Genomic DNA, 14263 nt, shown 5'->3' on the forward strand with positions numbered 1-14263 from the left:
GAAGGGACGGCTAACCCATGCACCGATCGTTGACGTTCAGAGCTGTAGTCTGTTTGAGTACGCTGGCCCCCGCCACCGCGCTGTATGCAGCCGCGGACCCTACGGTCGAGGCGCTCAAGCAGGAGCTTCGCGAGCTGAAACAGCGCTACGAAGCCCAGCAAAATGCCCTGATGGTGCTCGAGCAACGCGTTCGCCAGGTCGAGGAGGCCCCCGCGCTGGCCCCGCCCAAGCGCCTGGTGCGCTCCCCCTCGACGCCGGCCAAGGGCGCCGAAACCGTGGCCACGGCCAATGGCGGCAGCTCCTACGGCCAGTCGCTCAAGGAAGACTCGGAACCCGCGCAAAGCGTTTCCAACCTGTACGACGAGGCCAGTGGATTCTTCGGTGGCGGCAAGTTCAGCGTCGAGACCGGCCTGACCTACACCCACTACGACACCCGGGCGCTGACCCTCAATGGCTTCCTGGCGCTGGATTCGATTTTCCTCGGCAACATCAACATCGACCGCATCAAGGCCGATAACTGGACACTGGACCTGACCGCTCGTTACAACATGGACCAACGCTGGCAGTTCGACATAAACGTACCGATTGTCTATCGCGAAACAACCTATTCCTCAGGTGGCGTCAGTGGTTCCGGCACCAACGCCTCGGATGCCTCGGTCACCCGTGATCCCGCCATCGGCGATGTCAACGTGGGGGTCGCCTACAAGTTTCTCGATGAGTCGGAGAACTGGCCGGACGCGGTGGTCACGCTACGGGTCAAGGCCCCCACGGGCAAGGATCCTTATGGCATCAAGCTGATCCAGGACCCAACCAACGACAACCTCGCGGTTCCAGAAAGCCTGCCAACCGGCAACGGTGTCTGGGCGATCACACCGGGGATCTCGCTGGTCAAGACCTTCGACCCCGCCGTGCTATTCGCCAGCCTGTCCTATACCTACAACGTGCAGGACTCGTTCAGCGATGTCAGCCCTCAGGTGAACAGCAAGGTGAAGGGCGATGTCAAGCTGGGGGACTCCTGGCAAATCGGCGGCGGTATCGCCTTCGCCTTGAACGAACGGATGAGCATGTCGTTCTCTGTCACCGACCAGTTCGCCAGCAAGAGCAAGATCAGGCCCGACGGCCAGGACTGGCAGTCGATCACCAACAGCGACTACAACGCCGCGAACTTCAACGTCGGCCTGACCTTCGCCGCCACCGACAACCTGACCATCGTGCCCAACCTGTCCATTGGCCTGACCGAGGATGCCCCCGACTTCTCGTTCAGCCTGAAATTCCCCTACTACTTCTGAGCCTGCCCATGCCGGCCCCGCTTTACCGGGCCGGCGTTTCGTAACCAGCCTTGTCCTACAGCACCTTCGTATGCCCAGCCTGATATCATCCAGCAGATTTGTGTGACGGTTTGATGGCAAGAAGGAATGCTGCAGTGAGAAATTTGCTTGACCACCCTCGGGCCCGGCTGATCGCCCTGGCCAGCCTGGTGCTGGTCTTCCCCCTGTGCGCACGTGCGCTGCTGGGCTGGTCGGACCCGCTCGGTTACCTTTCTGACCTGGCCATCGGCGCCCTGCTGCTGCTCCTGTTGCAGCGCTGCCCGCTGTGGCTGGCGCTGCCGCTGCTGCTGGCCTGGGGCGGGCTGATGATCGCTTCGGCCGAACTGGTCAGCGCCGTGGGTCGTCTGCCCAACCAGACCGACCTCGGCTACCTGTTCGACCCGCAGTTCATGGAAAACTCCACCGGTGGCGGCCTGGCGCAGCCCTGGCTGCCGTGGTTGCTGGGTGGCGCGCTGCTGGCCTGGCTGGCCAGCGCCTGGTTCGCGCGCCAGCAACGCCCCGCCACCTTGCCGCGCAAGGCCTGGGCCGTGCCAGCGGTGTTGCTGGCCGCCCACTGGGGCAGCCAGCAACTCGCGCCATCGGACGCCGACCAGTGGCGCCAGTACAACCTGCCTCACCAACTGCTGGCCGCCGCCACCGGCGCGCTGCAACACCGCGCCCAGGTGCTGGTGGCCGGCGAAACGCCGGTGACGCCGCTGCCAATCAACGGCCTGACCCAAGCCGACCTCGATGGCCGCCGCCTGCTCGACGGCCCCGGCGCGGCGCGCAACCTGCTGGTGATCACCGTCGAGGGCATCCCCGGCGCCTATATCCGCAGCAACCGCCAGGCCATCGGCAGCCGCTTCGACGACGAGCTGATGCCCAACCTCAGCAGCTGGGCCGAGCGCGGCATGAACACCCCCGACTACGTGCTGCATACCCACCAGACCATCCGCGGCCTGTACGCGATGCTCTGCGGTGACTACGACAAGCTGGCCAACGGCACGCCCAAGGGCGTCGAGCTGCTGACCCAGGACCTGCGCAACCAGTCCTGCCTGCCAGCGCAACTGCGCCAGGCCGGGTTCACCACCCACTACCTGCAAGGCGCCGGCCTGCGCTTCATGGCCAAGGACCGGATCATGCCGCACATCGGCTTCGATGCGGTGCACGGCCTGGAATGGTTCGCCAACGACAACTACCTGGAGTTCCCCTGGGGCAAGGACGACCGGGCCTTCTTCGAAGGCGCGCTGGATTATGTCGGCGAGCTGCGCAAGCAACCGCAACCCTGGATGTTGACCCTGCTCACGGTCGGTACCCATCAGCCCTACTCAGCGCCCGAGGCGTACCTGCAACGCCATGCCACCGCCAAGCAGGCCGCCGTGGCCTATCTGGACGACGCCCTGGGCGACTTCCTCGACAGCCTCGAACACCAGGGCGTGCTCAAGGACACCCTGGTGGTGGTCACTTCGGATGAATCCCACGGTATCGATGGCGTGCGCCTGGCCTCGGCCTGGGGCTTCAACCTGACCCTGGCTCCTGAACAGGCACAGTTGCCGCACCTCAAGCGCGGCACCTATGGCCATGTCGACCTGAGCACCTCGCTGCTTGACTACTTCGCCCTGCCGATCCCGGCGGCGCTGAGTGGCCGCTCGTTGTACCGCGACTACGAGACCGGTCGCGAGATGATTTCCTACACCAACGGTGTGCTGCGCTACCACGATGGCCAGGGCACGTTCAGCGAGTGCGACTTCCAGCAACGCTGCCGACGCTACGCCAGCGAGGGCTTCATTGCCGCGCAGGCCAAGTACCTGGGGCGCGGCGCCGACAGCTTGGGTCCGCAGATAAACCTGCTGGCGGCGACCCTGGACCAGTCCTTGCTGCAAACGCCGCTCAACCTGCGTTACCAGTTCGGCGGCCCGTCGCCCATTGCCCTGCAGGCCCGCATCCGCGACGACTGGGCCGACAACCTGATCGGCGCGCAGTATCTGGAAATGCCGCAGGGCACCCGCACCAAGGTGCGCTTGAAGGTCCGCGCCCTTGACCCCCGGCATGACGCCTATATTCAGCTAAAGGCCAAGGAGCTGGAGCAGGATGTCCAGCTGGGCCTGCCCGAGGAGATGCGGGTTAGCGCCGACCAGCCGTTGGAAATGGAGTTCGACTTCGACAACCCGACCGTGCGCAAGGCGTTTTCCTTCCACTTGCTGGGTTACGGCGGCGGTGAGGTCGAGGTGAGTGATTTCAGCGTGATCACCGCCGTGCCAGGTGAAGAGGAACTACCCGAGGAACTGCTCGACACCCCTATCGCCCATTCGAGCTGAGTGGCCGTTATCCACGGGCTGGCACCGGCGACGCCGGTGTTCGCCGGCAAGCCGGCTCCTACACTGATTGCGACCTGCCTGGCCCGTAGGAGCCAGCTTGCTGGCGAACCAGGCGACGCGGTGCTTGGCAGTGTTCGCCGGCAACAGTGTCACCCAGCCCGCCGCCAACCAGTCCTCAGCAGCCCTCGGCGGCCTCCTGCGCCGACACCGGCACGTCGAAGACCTTGTCGAAGCCCCACTGGAAGACAAAGGCATAGGCGAAGAAGAACACGAACAACGCCAGGTTGGTCACCAATGCCGCCCACAGGCTGATGTCCAACCAGTACGCCACCAGCGGCAGCAGGAGCAGCACCAGCCCACCCTCGAAGCCCAACGCATGCAGCAAGCGGCGCATGAAGGTGCGGCTGCGCTTTTGCTGGCGCGCCTCCCAGCGCTCGAACGCCCAGTTGTAGGCCATGTTCCAACTCATGGCGATGCCCGACATCAGGATCGACAGCAGCGTCGATTGCGCCATGCCCGCGCTGAACGCCAGTTCCAGCGCCGGCGCCACGCAAGCCACGGCAATGGCCTCGTAGAGGATGGCCTGAACGACTTTGCGCGCCTTGCCTTGCATGTGCAGCCCCCTCAGAAAAGACCCATCACGTTACTAAAACTGTCCTACAAGTAAAAGTCAGAAATACTTTATTGACTGACCGTTCAATCAAGAAAAACTAGCATAAACGTTTCCGCAAGCTGTATCTCCCTGGTGTCCGGCCCCCTTCCCGCGCCGACACGACCCCGCTTGCATGACGCCTCGCCAGGGTTTGCCCTGCTGCTTTGAGGGTCATCGGGCGCATTGGACAACCCCGCATTCGGCTGCTTGTATCTATCACGTGCAAGCGGCGACACGTCGTACAACTTCGTCCAGGGAATCGAACGAGGAACTCCACGATGGCCTACACCGTGATGATGGTATTCGGTACCCGCCCGGAAGCGATCAAGATGGCCCCGCTGGCCCGGGTGCTGCGCGACTGGCCCGAGGTCGACCTGCAGATCTGCTCCACCGGCCAGCACCGCGAAATGCTCGAACAGGTCCTCACCGCCTTTGGCCTCGAGGTCGACCAGGACCTGCAGGTGATGACCCAGAACCAGACCCTCAACGGCCTGGCCCGCGACCTGCTGGACAAGCTCGACCAGGCCTATGAACAGGTCAGGCCCGATATCGTCCTGGTCCACGGCGACACCACCACCAGCTTCATCGCCTCGCTGGCCGCCTTCCACCGTCACATTCCCATCGGTCATGTCGAGGCTGGCCTGCGCACCGGCAACCTGCAGCAACCCTGGCCCGAGGAAGCCAACCGACGCTTGACCGGCGTGCTCGCCGACCTGCACTTCACCCCCACCCGCGACTCCGACGCCAACCTGATCCGCGAAGGGGTGCCGCCCGAGCACATCGAGGTCACCGGCAACACGGTGATCGACGCCCTGCTGTGGATGCGCGACAAGCTGAACAAGGACAACTGGCACCCCGCCGACGACTCCCCGCTCAATGTGCTGCGTGACGACCAGCGCATGGTGCTGATCACCGGCCATCGCCGAGAGAACTTCGGCAGCGGCTTCGAACGCATCTGCCTGGCCCTGGCCGAACTGGCCCTGCGCTACCCGGACGTGCAGTTCCTCTACCCGGTGCACCTCAACCCGCAGGTGCAGCACGCGGTGTACAGCGTGCTCTCGGGCCGCGACAACATCCATCTGGTCGCGCCCCAGGACTACCCGCACTTCGTCTGGCTGATGAACCGCGCGCACATCATCCTCACCGACTCCGGCGGCGTGCAGGAAGAGGCCCCCGCGCTGGGCAAGCCGGTGCTGGTGCTGCGCAAGGTCACCGAGCGCCCCGCGGTGCTCAAGGGCGGCACGGTCAAGCTGGTCGGCACGCTCACCGAGCGCATCGTCCAGGAGACCAGCCAGCTGCTCGACGACCCGGTTGCCTATGAGCGCATGGCCCAGGTCTACACCCCCTTCGGCGACGGCCACGCCAGCGAGCGCATCGCCGAACGCCTGAGCCGCTGGTTCGCCGAGCAATCTGCCGCACGGGACGACGCATGAGCCTGGCCTTCATCGATTTCCTCACCTATGTGCTGTTTGGCCTGAAGATCCTGGCCATCGTCCTGGCCGCCTTGATGTTCGTGCTCGGCCTGGACGATCTGTTCATCGACCTGTGCTACTGGGGCCGCAAGCTGATCCGCCGCTTTCGCATCTACGACAAGTACGAGAAAGCCGACGAGAAGCGTCTGTTCGAGGTAGCGGAGAAGCCCTTGGCGATCATGGTGCCAGCCTGGAACGAAGTCGGCGTGGTCGGCGAAATGGCGCGCCTGGCGGCCTCGACCCTCGACTACGAGAACTACCAGATATTCGTCGGCACCTACCCCAACGACCCACAGACCCAGGCCGACGTCGATGCCGTGTGCCTGCACTACCCCAACGTGCACAAGGTGGTCTGCGCCCGCCCGGGCCCTACTAGCAAGGCCGACTGCCTGAACAACATCATCGACGCCATCCTGCGCTTCCAGCAGGACGCGCGCATCGAGTTCGCCGGTTTCATCCTGCATGACGCCGAGGACGTGATCTCGCCCATGGAACTGCGGCTGTACAACTACCTGCTGCCGAACAAGGACATGATCCAGATCCCGGTGTACCCCTATGCCCCAGAATGGAAAGGCTTCACTGCTGGCCACTACGTCGACGAGTTCGCCGAGAACCACGGCAAGGACGTGATCGTGCGCGAGGCCCTCACCGGCCAGGTGCCCAGCGCCGGCGTCGGCACCTGCTTCAGCCGCCGGGCGATCAGTGCCCTGCTCGAGGACGGCGACGGCATCGCCTTCGATGTGCAGTCGCTGACCGAGGACTACGACATAGGCTTTCGTCTCAAGCAAAAGGGCATGAAGTGCATCTTCGCCCGCTACTCGATCACCGACCCCAGCCTGGCCCTGAAGCAGGAATGGCGCTTGGGCATGAGCCGTGAGTTCGCCCAGGTGATCTGCGTGCGCGAGCACTTCCCGCGGGACTGGCAACACGCCATCCGGCAAAAATCACGGTGGATCGTCGGCATCGTATTCCAAGGCACCAGCAACCTGGGCTGGAGTCGCAAGGGCGCGCTCAACTATTTCCTCTGGCGCGACCGTCGCGGGTTGTTCGCCTACCTGCTGAGCTTCCTGGTCAACCTGTTGTTGCTGGTGCTGCTGGCCATGTGGCTGGTCACCGTCATTGCCCCTGAGTCGTGGCGCTTCATGTCGATCCTCAGCGACAGCCACCTGCTCACCACGCTGCTGTGGCTCAACGGCCTGCTGCTGTTCAACCGCCTGTTCCAGCGCTTCTGGTTCGTCACTCGCTACTACGGCATCTTCGAGGGCCTGCTGTCGGCACCGCGGATGATGTGGAGCAACTTCGTCAACTTTTTCGCCAACCTGCGCGCCCTGCGCCAGGTGATGGAGATGGGCGATTCGCGGCGCGTGGCCTGGGACAAGACCACCCACGAGTTCCCCGCCCTCGCCTCGCCGGCGCGCACGCCGCTGGGCCATCGCCTGGTAGATAAAGGCCTGATCAACGAAGAACAGCTGCAGCAGGCGATCACCAGCCCGGTACGCCGGCGCCTGGGCCGCGAACTGCTGCTGCGCGGCTGGATCAGCAGCGAGCAGTTGGTCGAGGCCCTGGCCGAACAGCTGGACCTGCCCTGGGCGCCGCTCAACCCGTTCAAGATTGCCCCAGCGCTGATCGCCAAGCTGCCGCGCAAGCTGGCCACCCACTACGGCGTGCTGCCGGTGGAAGAAGATGGCGAAACCTTGGTGCTGGCCAGCGAAAGCCCGGTCAGCCAGGTGTCCCTGGGCGTCATCAGCCGCCAGCTCAAGCGCCCGGTGCGCGCCCGCCTGGCCCCCCAGGGCCGGGTGACCCTGGGCCTGCGCCACCACTACCCCAGCCCCTGGCAGAAACCGGAAACCCGCGAGATGCTCGCGGTGCTGGAGCGTCACCAGGACGACGCCGAGCTGCTGGAAAAGGTCAGCAGCCACCAGGTGATGCTCGGTGCCCTGCTGCAAGTGCGCGGCATGGTGCCGGTCACCCTGTTCAACCAGGCGCTGATCGACTTCAACCCCGAGCAGCAGAGCCTGGGCGAGCACCTGATCGCCCGCGGCATCATTACCGAAGCCGTGCTGCAACAGGCCCTTGCCGAACAGGCCAGCGAACAACAGGCGGCCTATGAACTGGCCCGGGAGGTGGCATGAAGCCCGGTATTTCCCTGGCGCTCGCCAGCCTGTTGCTGTGTTCTTCGACCCTGGCCGCGCCAACCGCGCCGATGACCGACTTCCAGCGTTTCACCAGCTATCCGTTCATGGAGCGCGGCTACCGTGAAGCGCAGAAGGACAACTGGGCGGAGGTCGAGCGCCTGACCCGCCACCTGCTCAAACGCGTGCCGAATAACAACGAGGCCCGTGCCCTGCTGGCAGCATCCCTGGCGCACCAGCGGCGTTATCAGGAGGCCGAGGCCATCGCCGAGGACCTCGACGACAACCCCGAGCACGCCGACGCCCTGCTGGAACTGCGCCTGACCTGGATCGAACAGGACCCACCGCCCGCCGGCCAGGTGGAGGCCTGGCTCGCCAACAGCCAGGGCCAGCAGCGCGTGCGCCTGTGGCAAGCCTATAGTGTCAGCCTGGCCAAGTTCGGTGGCGCGGCCAAGGCACTGGAATGGCTCAACCACCTGCCGGTGCGCGACGACGGCCTGGTGCTGCGCAGCACCCGGGCCAACTTCGCCGAGCAGTTGCGCAACTGGGGCGAGACCATCGACCAGTTGCAACCGCTGGCCGACAAGGGCGAGCTACCTGCCGAAGACTGGCAACGCTTGGCCAATGCCTATGTGCAGCAGGTCGACGAAAAAGGCCTGAACAAGCTGCTGGCCAGCGCACCGTCCCAGGAGGCGGCAACCCGAACACGCCTGGCCATGGCCAACCGCGCCATTGCCATGGGCCACAACCAGCAGGCCGAGCGCTGGTTGCAAAGCCTGCCTGAGGAACAGTTGCAACACCCCGAACAGCGCCAGCAACTGTGGGAACTGGCACGCGAAGGCGACGACGCGCCGCTGGTGCGGCGCCTGAGCAATGAATTGCAGCGCCCGTGCCTGGAGACCGTCGACTGGCTGTCGCACAAGGACCTGGCCCTGGCCCGCGAGCAACTGGGCCAATGCCAGGCCGGCGACAACCAACGGAGCTACGCGGTCCTCAAGCAGCGCCTCTACGGTGATCCGCCCCAGCCCCCACAGCCCCGTACCGTGGCGCAATGGGAGCAGCGCTACCGCCAGGGCGGCGACCTCGCAGCGTTGGAGCAAGCCACCTTCATGCTGCTCGAGCAAGGCCAGGCCGACCGTGCCCGGCAGTTGCTCGAACGCGCCTACGACCAGCGCCAGGGGCGCCTGACGCCCTCGTTATTGCAACGCCTGGGCAACCTCTATGCGCGCAACGATGACCCGCTGAACCGCCAGCGCATGCTGCTCCTGATCCCACGGGTCGATGCCGCCACCCGTGCCCAGTTGCTCGGCCGCCTGGCCGAGGCCGGACAGTGCGACGCTGTGCGCCAGGCGGTACCGGCCACGCCCACCGAGCCCGGCCAGTACCGCGCGCTTGGCCGTTGCGCCATGCCCGCCCAGCCCGGCGAGGCAGTAGTCTACTACCAGGCCGCCGAGCGCCTGGGCGACCCTGCCAGCCGCCTGCCCCTGGCCTATGCCCTGGAGGCCTCGGGTGATCCTGTCGCGGCCCTGCCGATCTGGAACAGCCTGCCGGCCAGCGCCTGGAACGACAACGCCCGGCTGACCGCCGCCCGTGGCGCGCTGAATGCCGGTGACGCCAGCACCGCCCGCCGTCACTGGGACGCGGCGGCGCACCGCAGTGCCGATGACTGGGCACTGGGCGCCGCCATCGCCCAGCGCCAGGGCGACGCTCAGCAAGCCCTGGCCTTCCAACGTGAAGCGCTGCGCCACGGCCCACGCGCCGATCACTACTATGCCGCCGCCGGCACCGCCCAACAGGCTGGCGACACGGCCCAGAGCACCGCCTGGCTGGCCGAAGCCGTGCGCCTGGCGCCGGAGCAGCCACGCTATCGCGCCGACTATGGCATGCGCCTGGCCGGCGCCGAGGACAAGGCCCTGCGCCGCCAGTCGATTCCCTATCTGCAACGCGCTACCCGCGACTTCCCCGAGGACTACCGCCTCGGCGAAACCCTGGCCCTGCGCTACGACGAAGCCGAGGACAGCGCCGCCGCTCGCGCAGAACTGCGCCGGGTGCTGGACGTCGAGCACAACCTGGTCGACGGCGACGACGAGTACGGCAGCCTGGAGGCCCGCAAGTACCGCCAGCGCCGCGCCCATGAAACCCTGTCGCGGCGCGATACCATCACCCTGGCCAGCACCTGGTCGCCGGCCGGCACCTCGACCAACGACAAGTTCCTCGACACCGGTGAGCGCAGCGGCACCTCGCGCAAGGCGCGCTCGCAGAATGTCCAGCTGGCCATGTGGGACCATGCCCTGGGCGAGGAACCCAGCCGCAACGGCAGTACCCTGTCGGTCTACGGCCGGGTGTTGTTCGGCGGCCAGAGCCGCACCGACTACGCCCAGAGCATGGGCACCGGCGTGGGCCTGCGCTACAAGCCGCTGGGCCAGGCCAACCTCAACCTGTACGCCGAGCTGTACCACCAGCGCCAGATCGACAGCGAGCACTACAACGGCCTGAGCCTGGGCGAGCTGCTCAGCCCGGCCAAGGTCGGCGGCAACTGGGGTGACCTGCGCCACCACGCCGAGTCGAGCAATGACCTGCTGCTGCGTGCCACCGCCTCGTTCCTCGACCAGGGCAAGTACCGCAACGACTGGCGTGTCGACGAGGATGACTGGGACGAGCGTTTCCTCTACCTCGACGCCGCCTGGTGGACCCGCGCCGGCGACCATGCCTGGCTGTCGCGTTTCCAGCAGGGCCATGCCTGGAAGCTGCCCGGTAACTCGCCGCAAAGCATCATGCCCTACGGTTTCATCGAATTCGCCAGCCAGGACCCGAGCAACGACTGGCGCCAGGATGCCCGCGCCGGGGTGGGGGTGCGCTGGCAATGGTGGTTAGACGACGACCGCTACAACGCCTATCGCGGATCGCTGAAAGTACGCGCCGAGTACCAGCAGGCACTGGGCGGCAACCTCTACGTGCGCGCCAATGGCGTGCTGGTGGGTGTGGAGATGAACTTCTGATGCGCACCTTACTGGCTATCTGCCTGTTGGCCCTGTGCCTGCCTGTCCAGGCTGACCAGCGCCTGTTCTACCAGCCGCTCAACCGCGATGCTGACGTGACTTCCACCCAATGGCAGCAGCTGTGGCGCGCAACCGTGGCCCAAGGCGGCAAGACCCTGATCGTGCAATGGAGCGCCTACGGCGACAGCGATTTCGGCGGTGCCCAGGGCTGGCTCGCCAACAGCCTGCGCGAAGCCCAGGCCCAGGGCCTGGATCTGGTGCTGGGCCTGTACATGGACCCGGCCTACTACCAGCGCCTGGAACAACTCGATGGCGAAGGTCTGAACAGCTACTTCAAGGCGCAACTGGGCCGCTCCCTGAGCCAATACCAACAGCTCAAGGCCAGCTGGGCGCTGTCGGTCTCGGGCTGGTACCTGCCCATGGAACTGGACGACTTGCACTTTCGCGACCCGGCCAGGCGCGATGCGCTGCACACGCAGTTGCAGGCTTTCAACCGGCAGCTGGACAAGCCCCTGCATATCAGCGCGTTCAGCGCCGGCCAGCTGTCGCCGCGGGTCACTGGCGCGTGGCTGGAGCAGTTGGCCAGCCTTGGCCTGAACGTCTGGTGGCAGGACGGCGCCGGCACAGGCCGCCTGGCGCCGCTGGTACGCCAAGGCTACGAACAGGCCCTGCCCTGCCGGGTGGGCATCGTGCGCGAGGCGTTTCGCCAGGTCAGCAAGCCTGGCCAGTCGTTCCGCGCGGAACCTGCGCAACCGGCGCTGAGCAGAGGTTGCCATGCCGAAGCCGTGTTCGCTCTGCGCTATCGGCCCTGGGCCAAGAATGTGCTAAAACTGGACGCGCTGTAGGAGCGGCCTTGTGTCGCGATTGGGTCGCGCAGCGGCATGCAAGATCGCCGGGGCCGCCCTGCGGCCCTATCGCGACACAAGGCCGCTCCTACAGAGGCCTGACAGCCCTGAAGACACGCAGACAACAACCTCCATGTACAAGACCCTCGAAACCCATATCCGCAAGCAGGTCGCCCCCGCCGCCCTGCGCGCCGAGTTTCGCCAGCACGAATTCGAGGCCATGCGCCGCTTCTGCCTGCTGATCTTCTGTATCGGTATCGCCATCTGGCTGGTCTTCGACCTGATTGTCAGCTACCTGGGCAGGCAGGACTTCACCTGGCGTTCGGGCCTGTTCATCGCCCTGCTCTGCTGTCTCACCGTGGTCTTGGGGTTCACCCGCAAGAGCCATCACTTCGACGTGCTCAACCTATTGTTCGTGACCGTCATCACCCTGGCCATGCGCCTGGTGATCGAGGGCGTGCCGATCACCCTGCGGCCGCTGTGGCTGATGCTCGGTGTCTCCACCGTGCTGTACACGGTGTCGGTGCTGCCAGTACGGCGCTGGTCGTTCTTCTGCACCATGGCCATTACCTGGGCACTGCTCACGCCGTTCTACCATACCGGCCTGCAAGTGCTGGAGCTCGAAGGCGCCATGCTGCTCAGCTACGCGCTATGCCTGAGCGGCCTGGTCAGCTACAGCTACCTGCGCATCCGCCAGGCCAAGCTGCACAACTTCTACCTGACCAAGGTGCTGCTGGAACAAGCCTATATCGATACCCTCACCGAGATCCCCAACCGCCGCTCGTTCATGGCCAAGGCCGAGCACCAACTGCAACTGGGCGGGCCCAGGCAATACCTGGCGATGATCGACATCGACAATTTCAAGCAGGTCAACGACCGCTTCGGGCATGACGTCGGCGATGAAGTGCTCAAGCGCGTGGCGGGGCATATCAAGGGGGCAGCAAGCGGGCATGAGTTCGCCCGCTTGGGCGGCGAGGAGTTCGCGGTGTTCTTCCAGGGGCTGGATGAGCCTGCGGCCCAGCAGCAGGCCGCGGCGTTGTGCCAGCGCGTGCGCGAGGACGACAGCGCGCACCCGGTGACGATCAGCATCGGCCTGGCCCGGGTCGACCGTGGCGATACCCTGAGCGTGGCGCTGGTGCGGGCCGACCAGGCGTTGTACGAAGCCAAGCGCGCTGGCAAGGACCGCTGCGCGACCTGGTCGGCAAGCCAGCCGCGATGATGCCGCTTCAGCCGCGGCATCAACCAGCGGGTAAGCGAATCCTGAACTGCGCCCCGCCCAGCGCCGACTGCGCCACCGTCAGCGTGCCGCCCTGCCCCTCGATGGCCCGCCGGCTGATCGCCAGCCCCAGGCCGAACCCACCGGTATTGCGATCGCGGCTGCGATCCAACCGGTAGAACGGCTGAAAGATCCGTTCGCGCTCCTCTGGCGGGATGCCGATGCCATCGTCCTCTACCGTCAACAGGCAGGCCCCGTCTTCCAGGCGCAGGCGCAGCACCAGGCTCTCGTCGCAATAGCGCATGGCATTGCGCACCAGGTTCTGCACCGCCCGGGCGGTCAGCCGCGGGTCGAGCACAAACCGCGGCAGTTCGGACTCGCAGCGCACTTCCCATTGGATACCGCGGCTGTCGAGCTCCTCGGCGAAACCGCCGAGCACGCTGTCGACCAGCTCCAGCAACGACACCTCGACCCGCTCGCGGGCCTGGTCGGCGTTCTCCAGGCGGCTGTACGACAGCAACTCCAGCACCAGCTCGTCGAGTTCGCGTACATGCCCCACCAGCTCCAGCAGGCGCTTGCGGCTGGCCGGCGGCACCTCGTCGTACAGCAGTACCAGGCCGAAATCCAGCCGGGTCAGCGGCGTGCGCAGCTCATGGGACACCGCGTTGAGCAGTTCGCGCTGGTGGTTGACGTGGCGCTCCAGGTCACCGGCCATGGTGTCGAACACCCCCGCCAGCTCGCCGATGTTCGAGCGCGGCGGAATCTGCGTACGCTCGCTCATCGCGCCCTGGCCCAGGCGCCGGGCGGTTTCCTTCAGGCGCTCCAGGTCACGCCAGTGCGGCCATACCCACAGCAGCAGGCAGCCGAGCATGGCCGCGCCGATCAGCACCGTCACGCCCCAGGACAGCAGGTTGATGTCCAGCGGATCGTCCGGCGAGTGCAGGCGCACCAGCCATTGCTGGTTCAGCGGCGCCAGCGCCGTTTCGTAGTAGCCCCAATCGGCCAGGCGCACCACGTACAGGCCCTGCGCCAGGCGCGTCTTTTCCTCCGGCGCGAGGTCGGCCTGGTCGATGCGCTGCAAGGTCACCTCCAGCGGGCTGAACGCCGCGGCCAGGTCTTTCTCCAGCGCCGGCCACTGCGCCTGCGGCGTCTGCTGGAACTGGCGAACGATCAGGGTCTGCACGCCCTTGGCCTGATCCAAGTTGTAGGCCATGAAGCGCTCATGGAACAGCCCGACGATGGCATCGGGGATCAGCAGCAAGGCACCGGCATAGGCGACGATGATCACCAGGTACAGGCGCACCAGGATTTTCAGCATGTTG

At 65.8% G+C, this 14263-nt stretch carries 9 protein-coding genes; 7 read left to right on the plus strand and 2 right to left on the minus strand.

Going from position 1 to position 14263, the window contains the following annotated elements:
- Positions 1-17: 17 nt before the first annotated feature.
- A complete protein-coding gene (locus E3U47_RS03990) occupies positions 18-1289 on the plus strand; it encodes a hypothetical protein (protein ID WP_134689712.1) in 1272 nt (423 codons plus the stop codon).
- Between the two features lie 134 nt (positions 1290-1423).
- Positions 1424-3625 (plus strand): LTA synthase family protein, encoded by a 2202-nt coding sequence (locus tag E3U47_RS03995; protein ID WP_134689713.1) that lies wholly within the window; start codon positions 1424-1426, stop codon positions 3623-3625.
- Positions 3626-3800: 175 nt separating this feature from the next.
- On the opposite strand, the gene E3U47_RS04000 is transcribed toward E3U47_RS03995, so the two are convergent.
- Positions 3801-4238: a PACE efflux transporter gene (locus E3U47_RS04000; RefSeq protein WP_134689714.1), complete on the minus strand. Its 438-nt coding sequence runs from the start codon at positions 4236-4238 to the stop codon at positions 3801-3803.
- A gap of 317 nt (positions 4239-4555) precedes the next feature.
- On the opposite strand from E3U47_RS04000, the gene wecB reads away from it, so the two are divergent.
- The 5 genes from wecB to E3U47_RS04025 all read left to right on the plus strand — a co-directional run bounded on the left by wecB (position 4556) and on the right by E3U47_RS04025 (position 12944).
- Complete coding sequence (wecB, locus tag E3U47_RS04005; protein ID WP_134689715.1) at positions 4556-5710, plus strand: non-hydrolyzing UDP-N-acetylglucosamine 2-epimerase; 1155 nt, start codon at positions 4556-4558, stop codon at positions 5708-5710.
- Positions 5707-7881: a cyclic di-3',5'-guanylate-activated glycosyltransferase NrfB gene (gene nrfB / locus E3U47_RS04010; RefSeq protein WP_134689716.1), complete on the plus strand. Its 2175-nt coding sequence runs from the start codon at positions 5707-5709 to the stop codon at positions 7879-7881. Before wecB ends, nrfB begins: the two co-directional genes overlap by 4 nt.
- Positions 7878-10880: a phage receptor gene (locus E3U47_RS04015; protein WP_134689717.1), complete on the plus strand. Its 3003-nt coding sequence runs from the start codon at positions 7878-7880 to the stop codon at positions 10878-10880. The genes nrfB and E3U47_RS04015 overlap by 4 nt, the downstream gene beginning before the upstream one ends.
- Positions 10880-11725 (plus strand): DUF4434 family protein, encoded by an 846-nt coding sequence (locus E3U47_RS04020; RefSeq protein WP_134689718.1) that lies wholly within the window; start codon positions 10880-10882, stop codon positions 11723-11725. The genes E3U47_RS04015 and E3U47_RS04020 overlap by 1 nt, the downstream gene beginning before the upstream one ends.
- A 133-nt stretch (positions 11726-11858) precedes the next feature.
- Positions 11859-12944 carry a diguanylate cyclase gene (locus tag E3U47_RS04025; protein WP_134689719.1) on the plus strand — a complete coding sequence of 362 codons (1086 nt, stop codon included), beginning with the start codon at positions 11859-11861 and terminating at the stop codon, positions 12942-12944.
- 19 nt (positions 12945-12963) lie between these two features.
- On the opposite strand, the gene E3U47_RS04030 is transcribed toward E3U47_RS04025, so the two are convergent.
- The gene (locus tag E3U47_RS04030) at positions 12964-14259 is read right to left on the minus strand and encodes an ATP-binding protein (RefSeq protein WP_134689720.1); all 1296 of its coding nucleotides are present in this window, start codon (positions 14257-14259) and stop codon (positions 12964-12966) included.
- Between the last annotated feature and the right edge of the window lie 4 nt (positions 14260-14263).

Source organism: Pseudomonas sp. RIT623, from assembly GCF_004519305.1.
In the GTDB taxonomy this organism is placed as follows: Bacteria; Pseudomonadota; Gammaproteobacteria; order Pseudomonadales; family Pseudomonadaceae; genus Aquipseudomonas.

Coding starts and splice junctions, on each gene's coding strand:
- E3U47_RS04020 (WP_134689718.1), top strand. CDS start 10,880: ATGCGCACCTTACTGGCTATCTGCCTGTTGGCCCTGTGCCTGCCTGTC.
- E3U47_RS04030 (WP_134689720.1), bottom strand. CDS start 14,259: ATGCTGAAAATCCTGGTGCGCCTGTACCTGGTGATCATCGTCGCCTAT.
- E3U47_RS03990 (WP_134689712.1), top strand. CDS start 18: ATGCACCGATCGTTGACGTTCAGAGCTGTAGTCTGTTTGAGTACGCTG.
- E3U47_RS04015 (WP_134689717.1), top strand. CDS start 7,878: ATGAAGCCCGGTATTTCCCTGGCGCTCGCCAGCCTGTTGCTGTGTTCT.
- wecB (WP_134689715.1), top strand. CDS start 4,556: ATGGCCTACACCGTGATGATGGTATTCGGTACCCGCCCGGAAGCGATC.
- E3U47_RS04025 (WP_134689719.1), top strand. CDS start 11,859: ATGTACAAGACCCTCGAAACCCATATCCGCAAGCAGGTCGCCCCCGCC.
- E3U47_RS04000 (WP_134689714.1), bottom strand. CDS start 4,238: ATGCAAGGCAAGGCGCGCAAAGTCGTTCAGGCCATCCTCTACGAGGCC.
- nrfB (WP_134689716.1), top strand. CDS start 5,707: ATGAGCCTGGCCTTCATCGATTTCCTCACCTATGTGCTGTTTGGCCTG.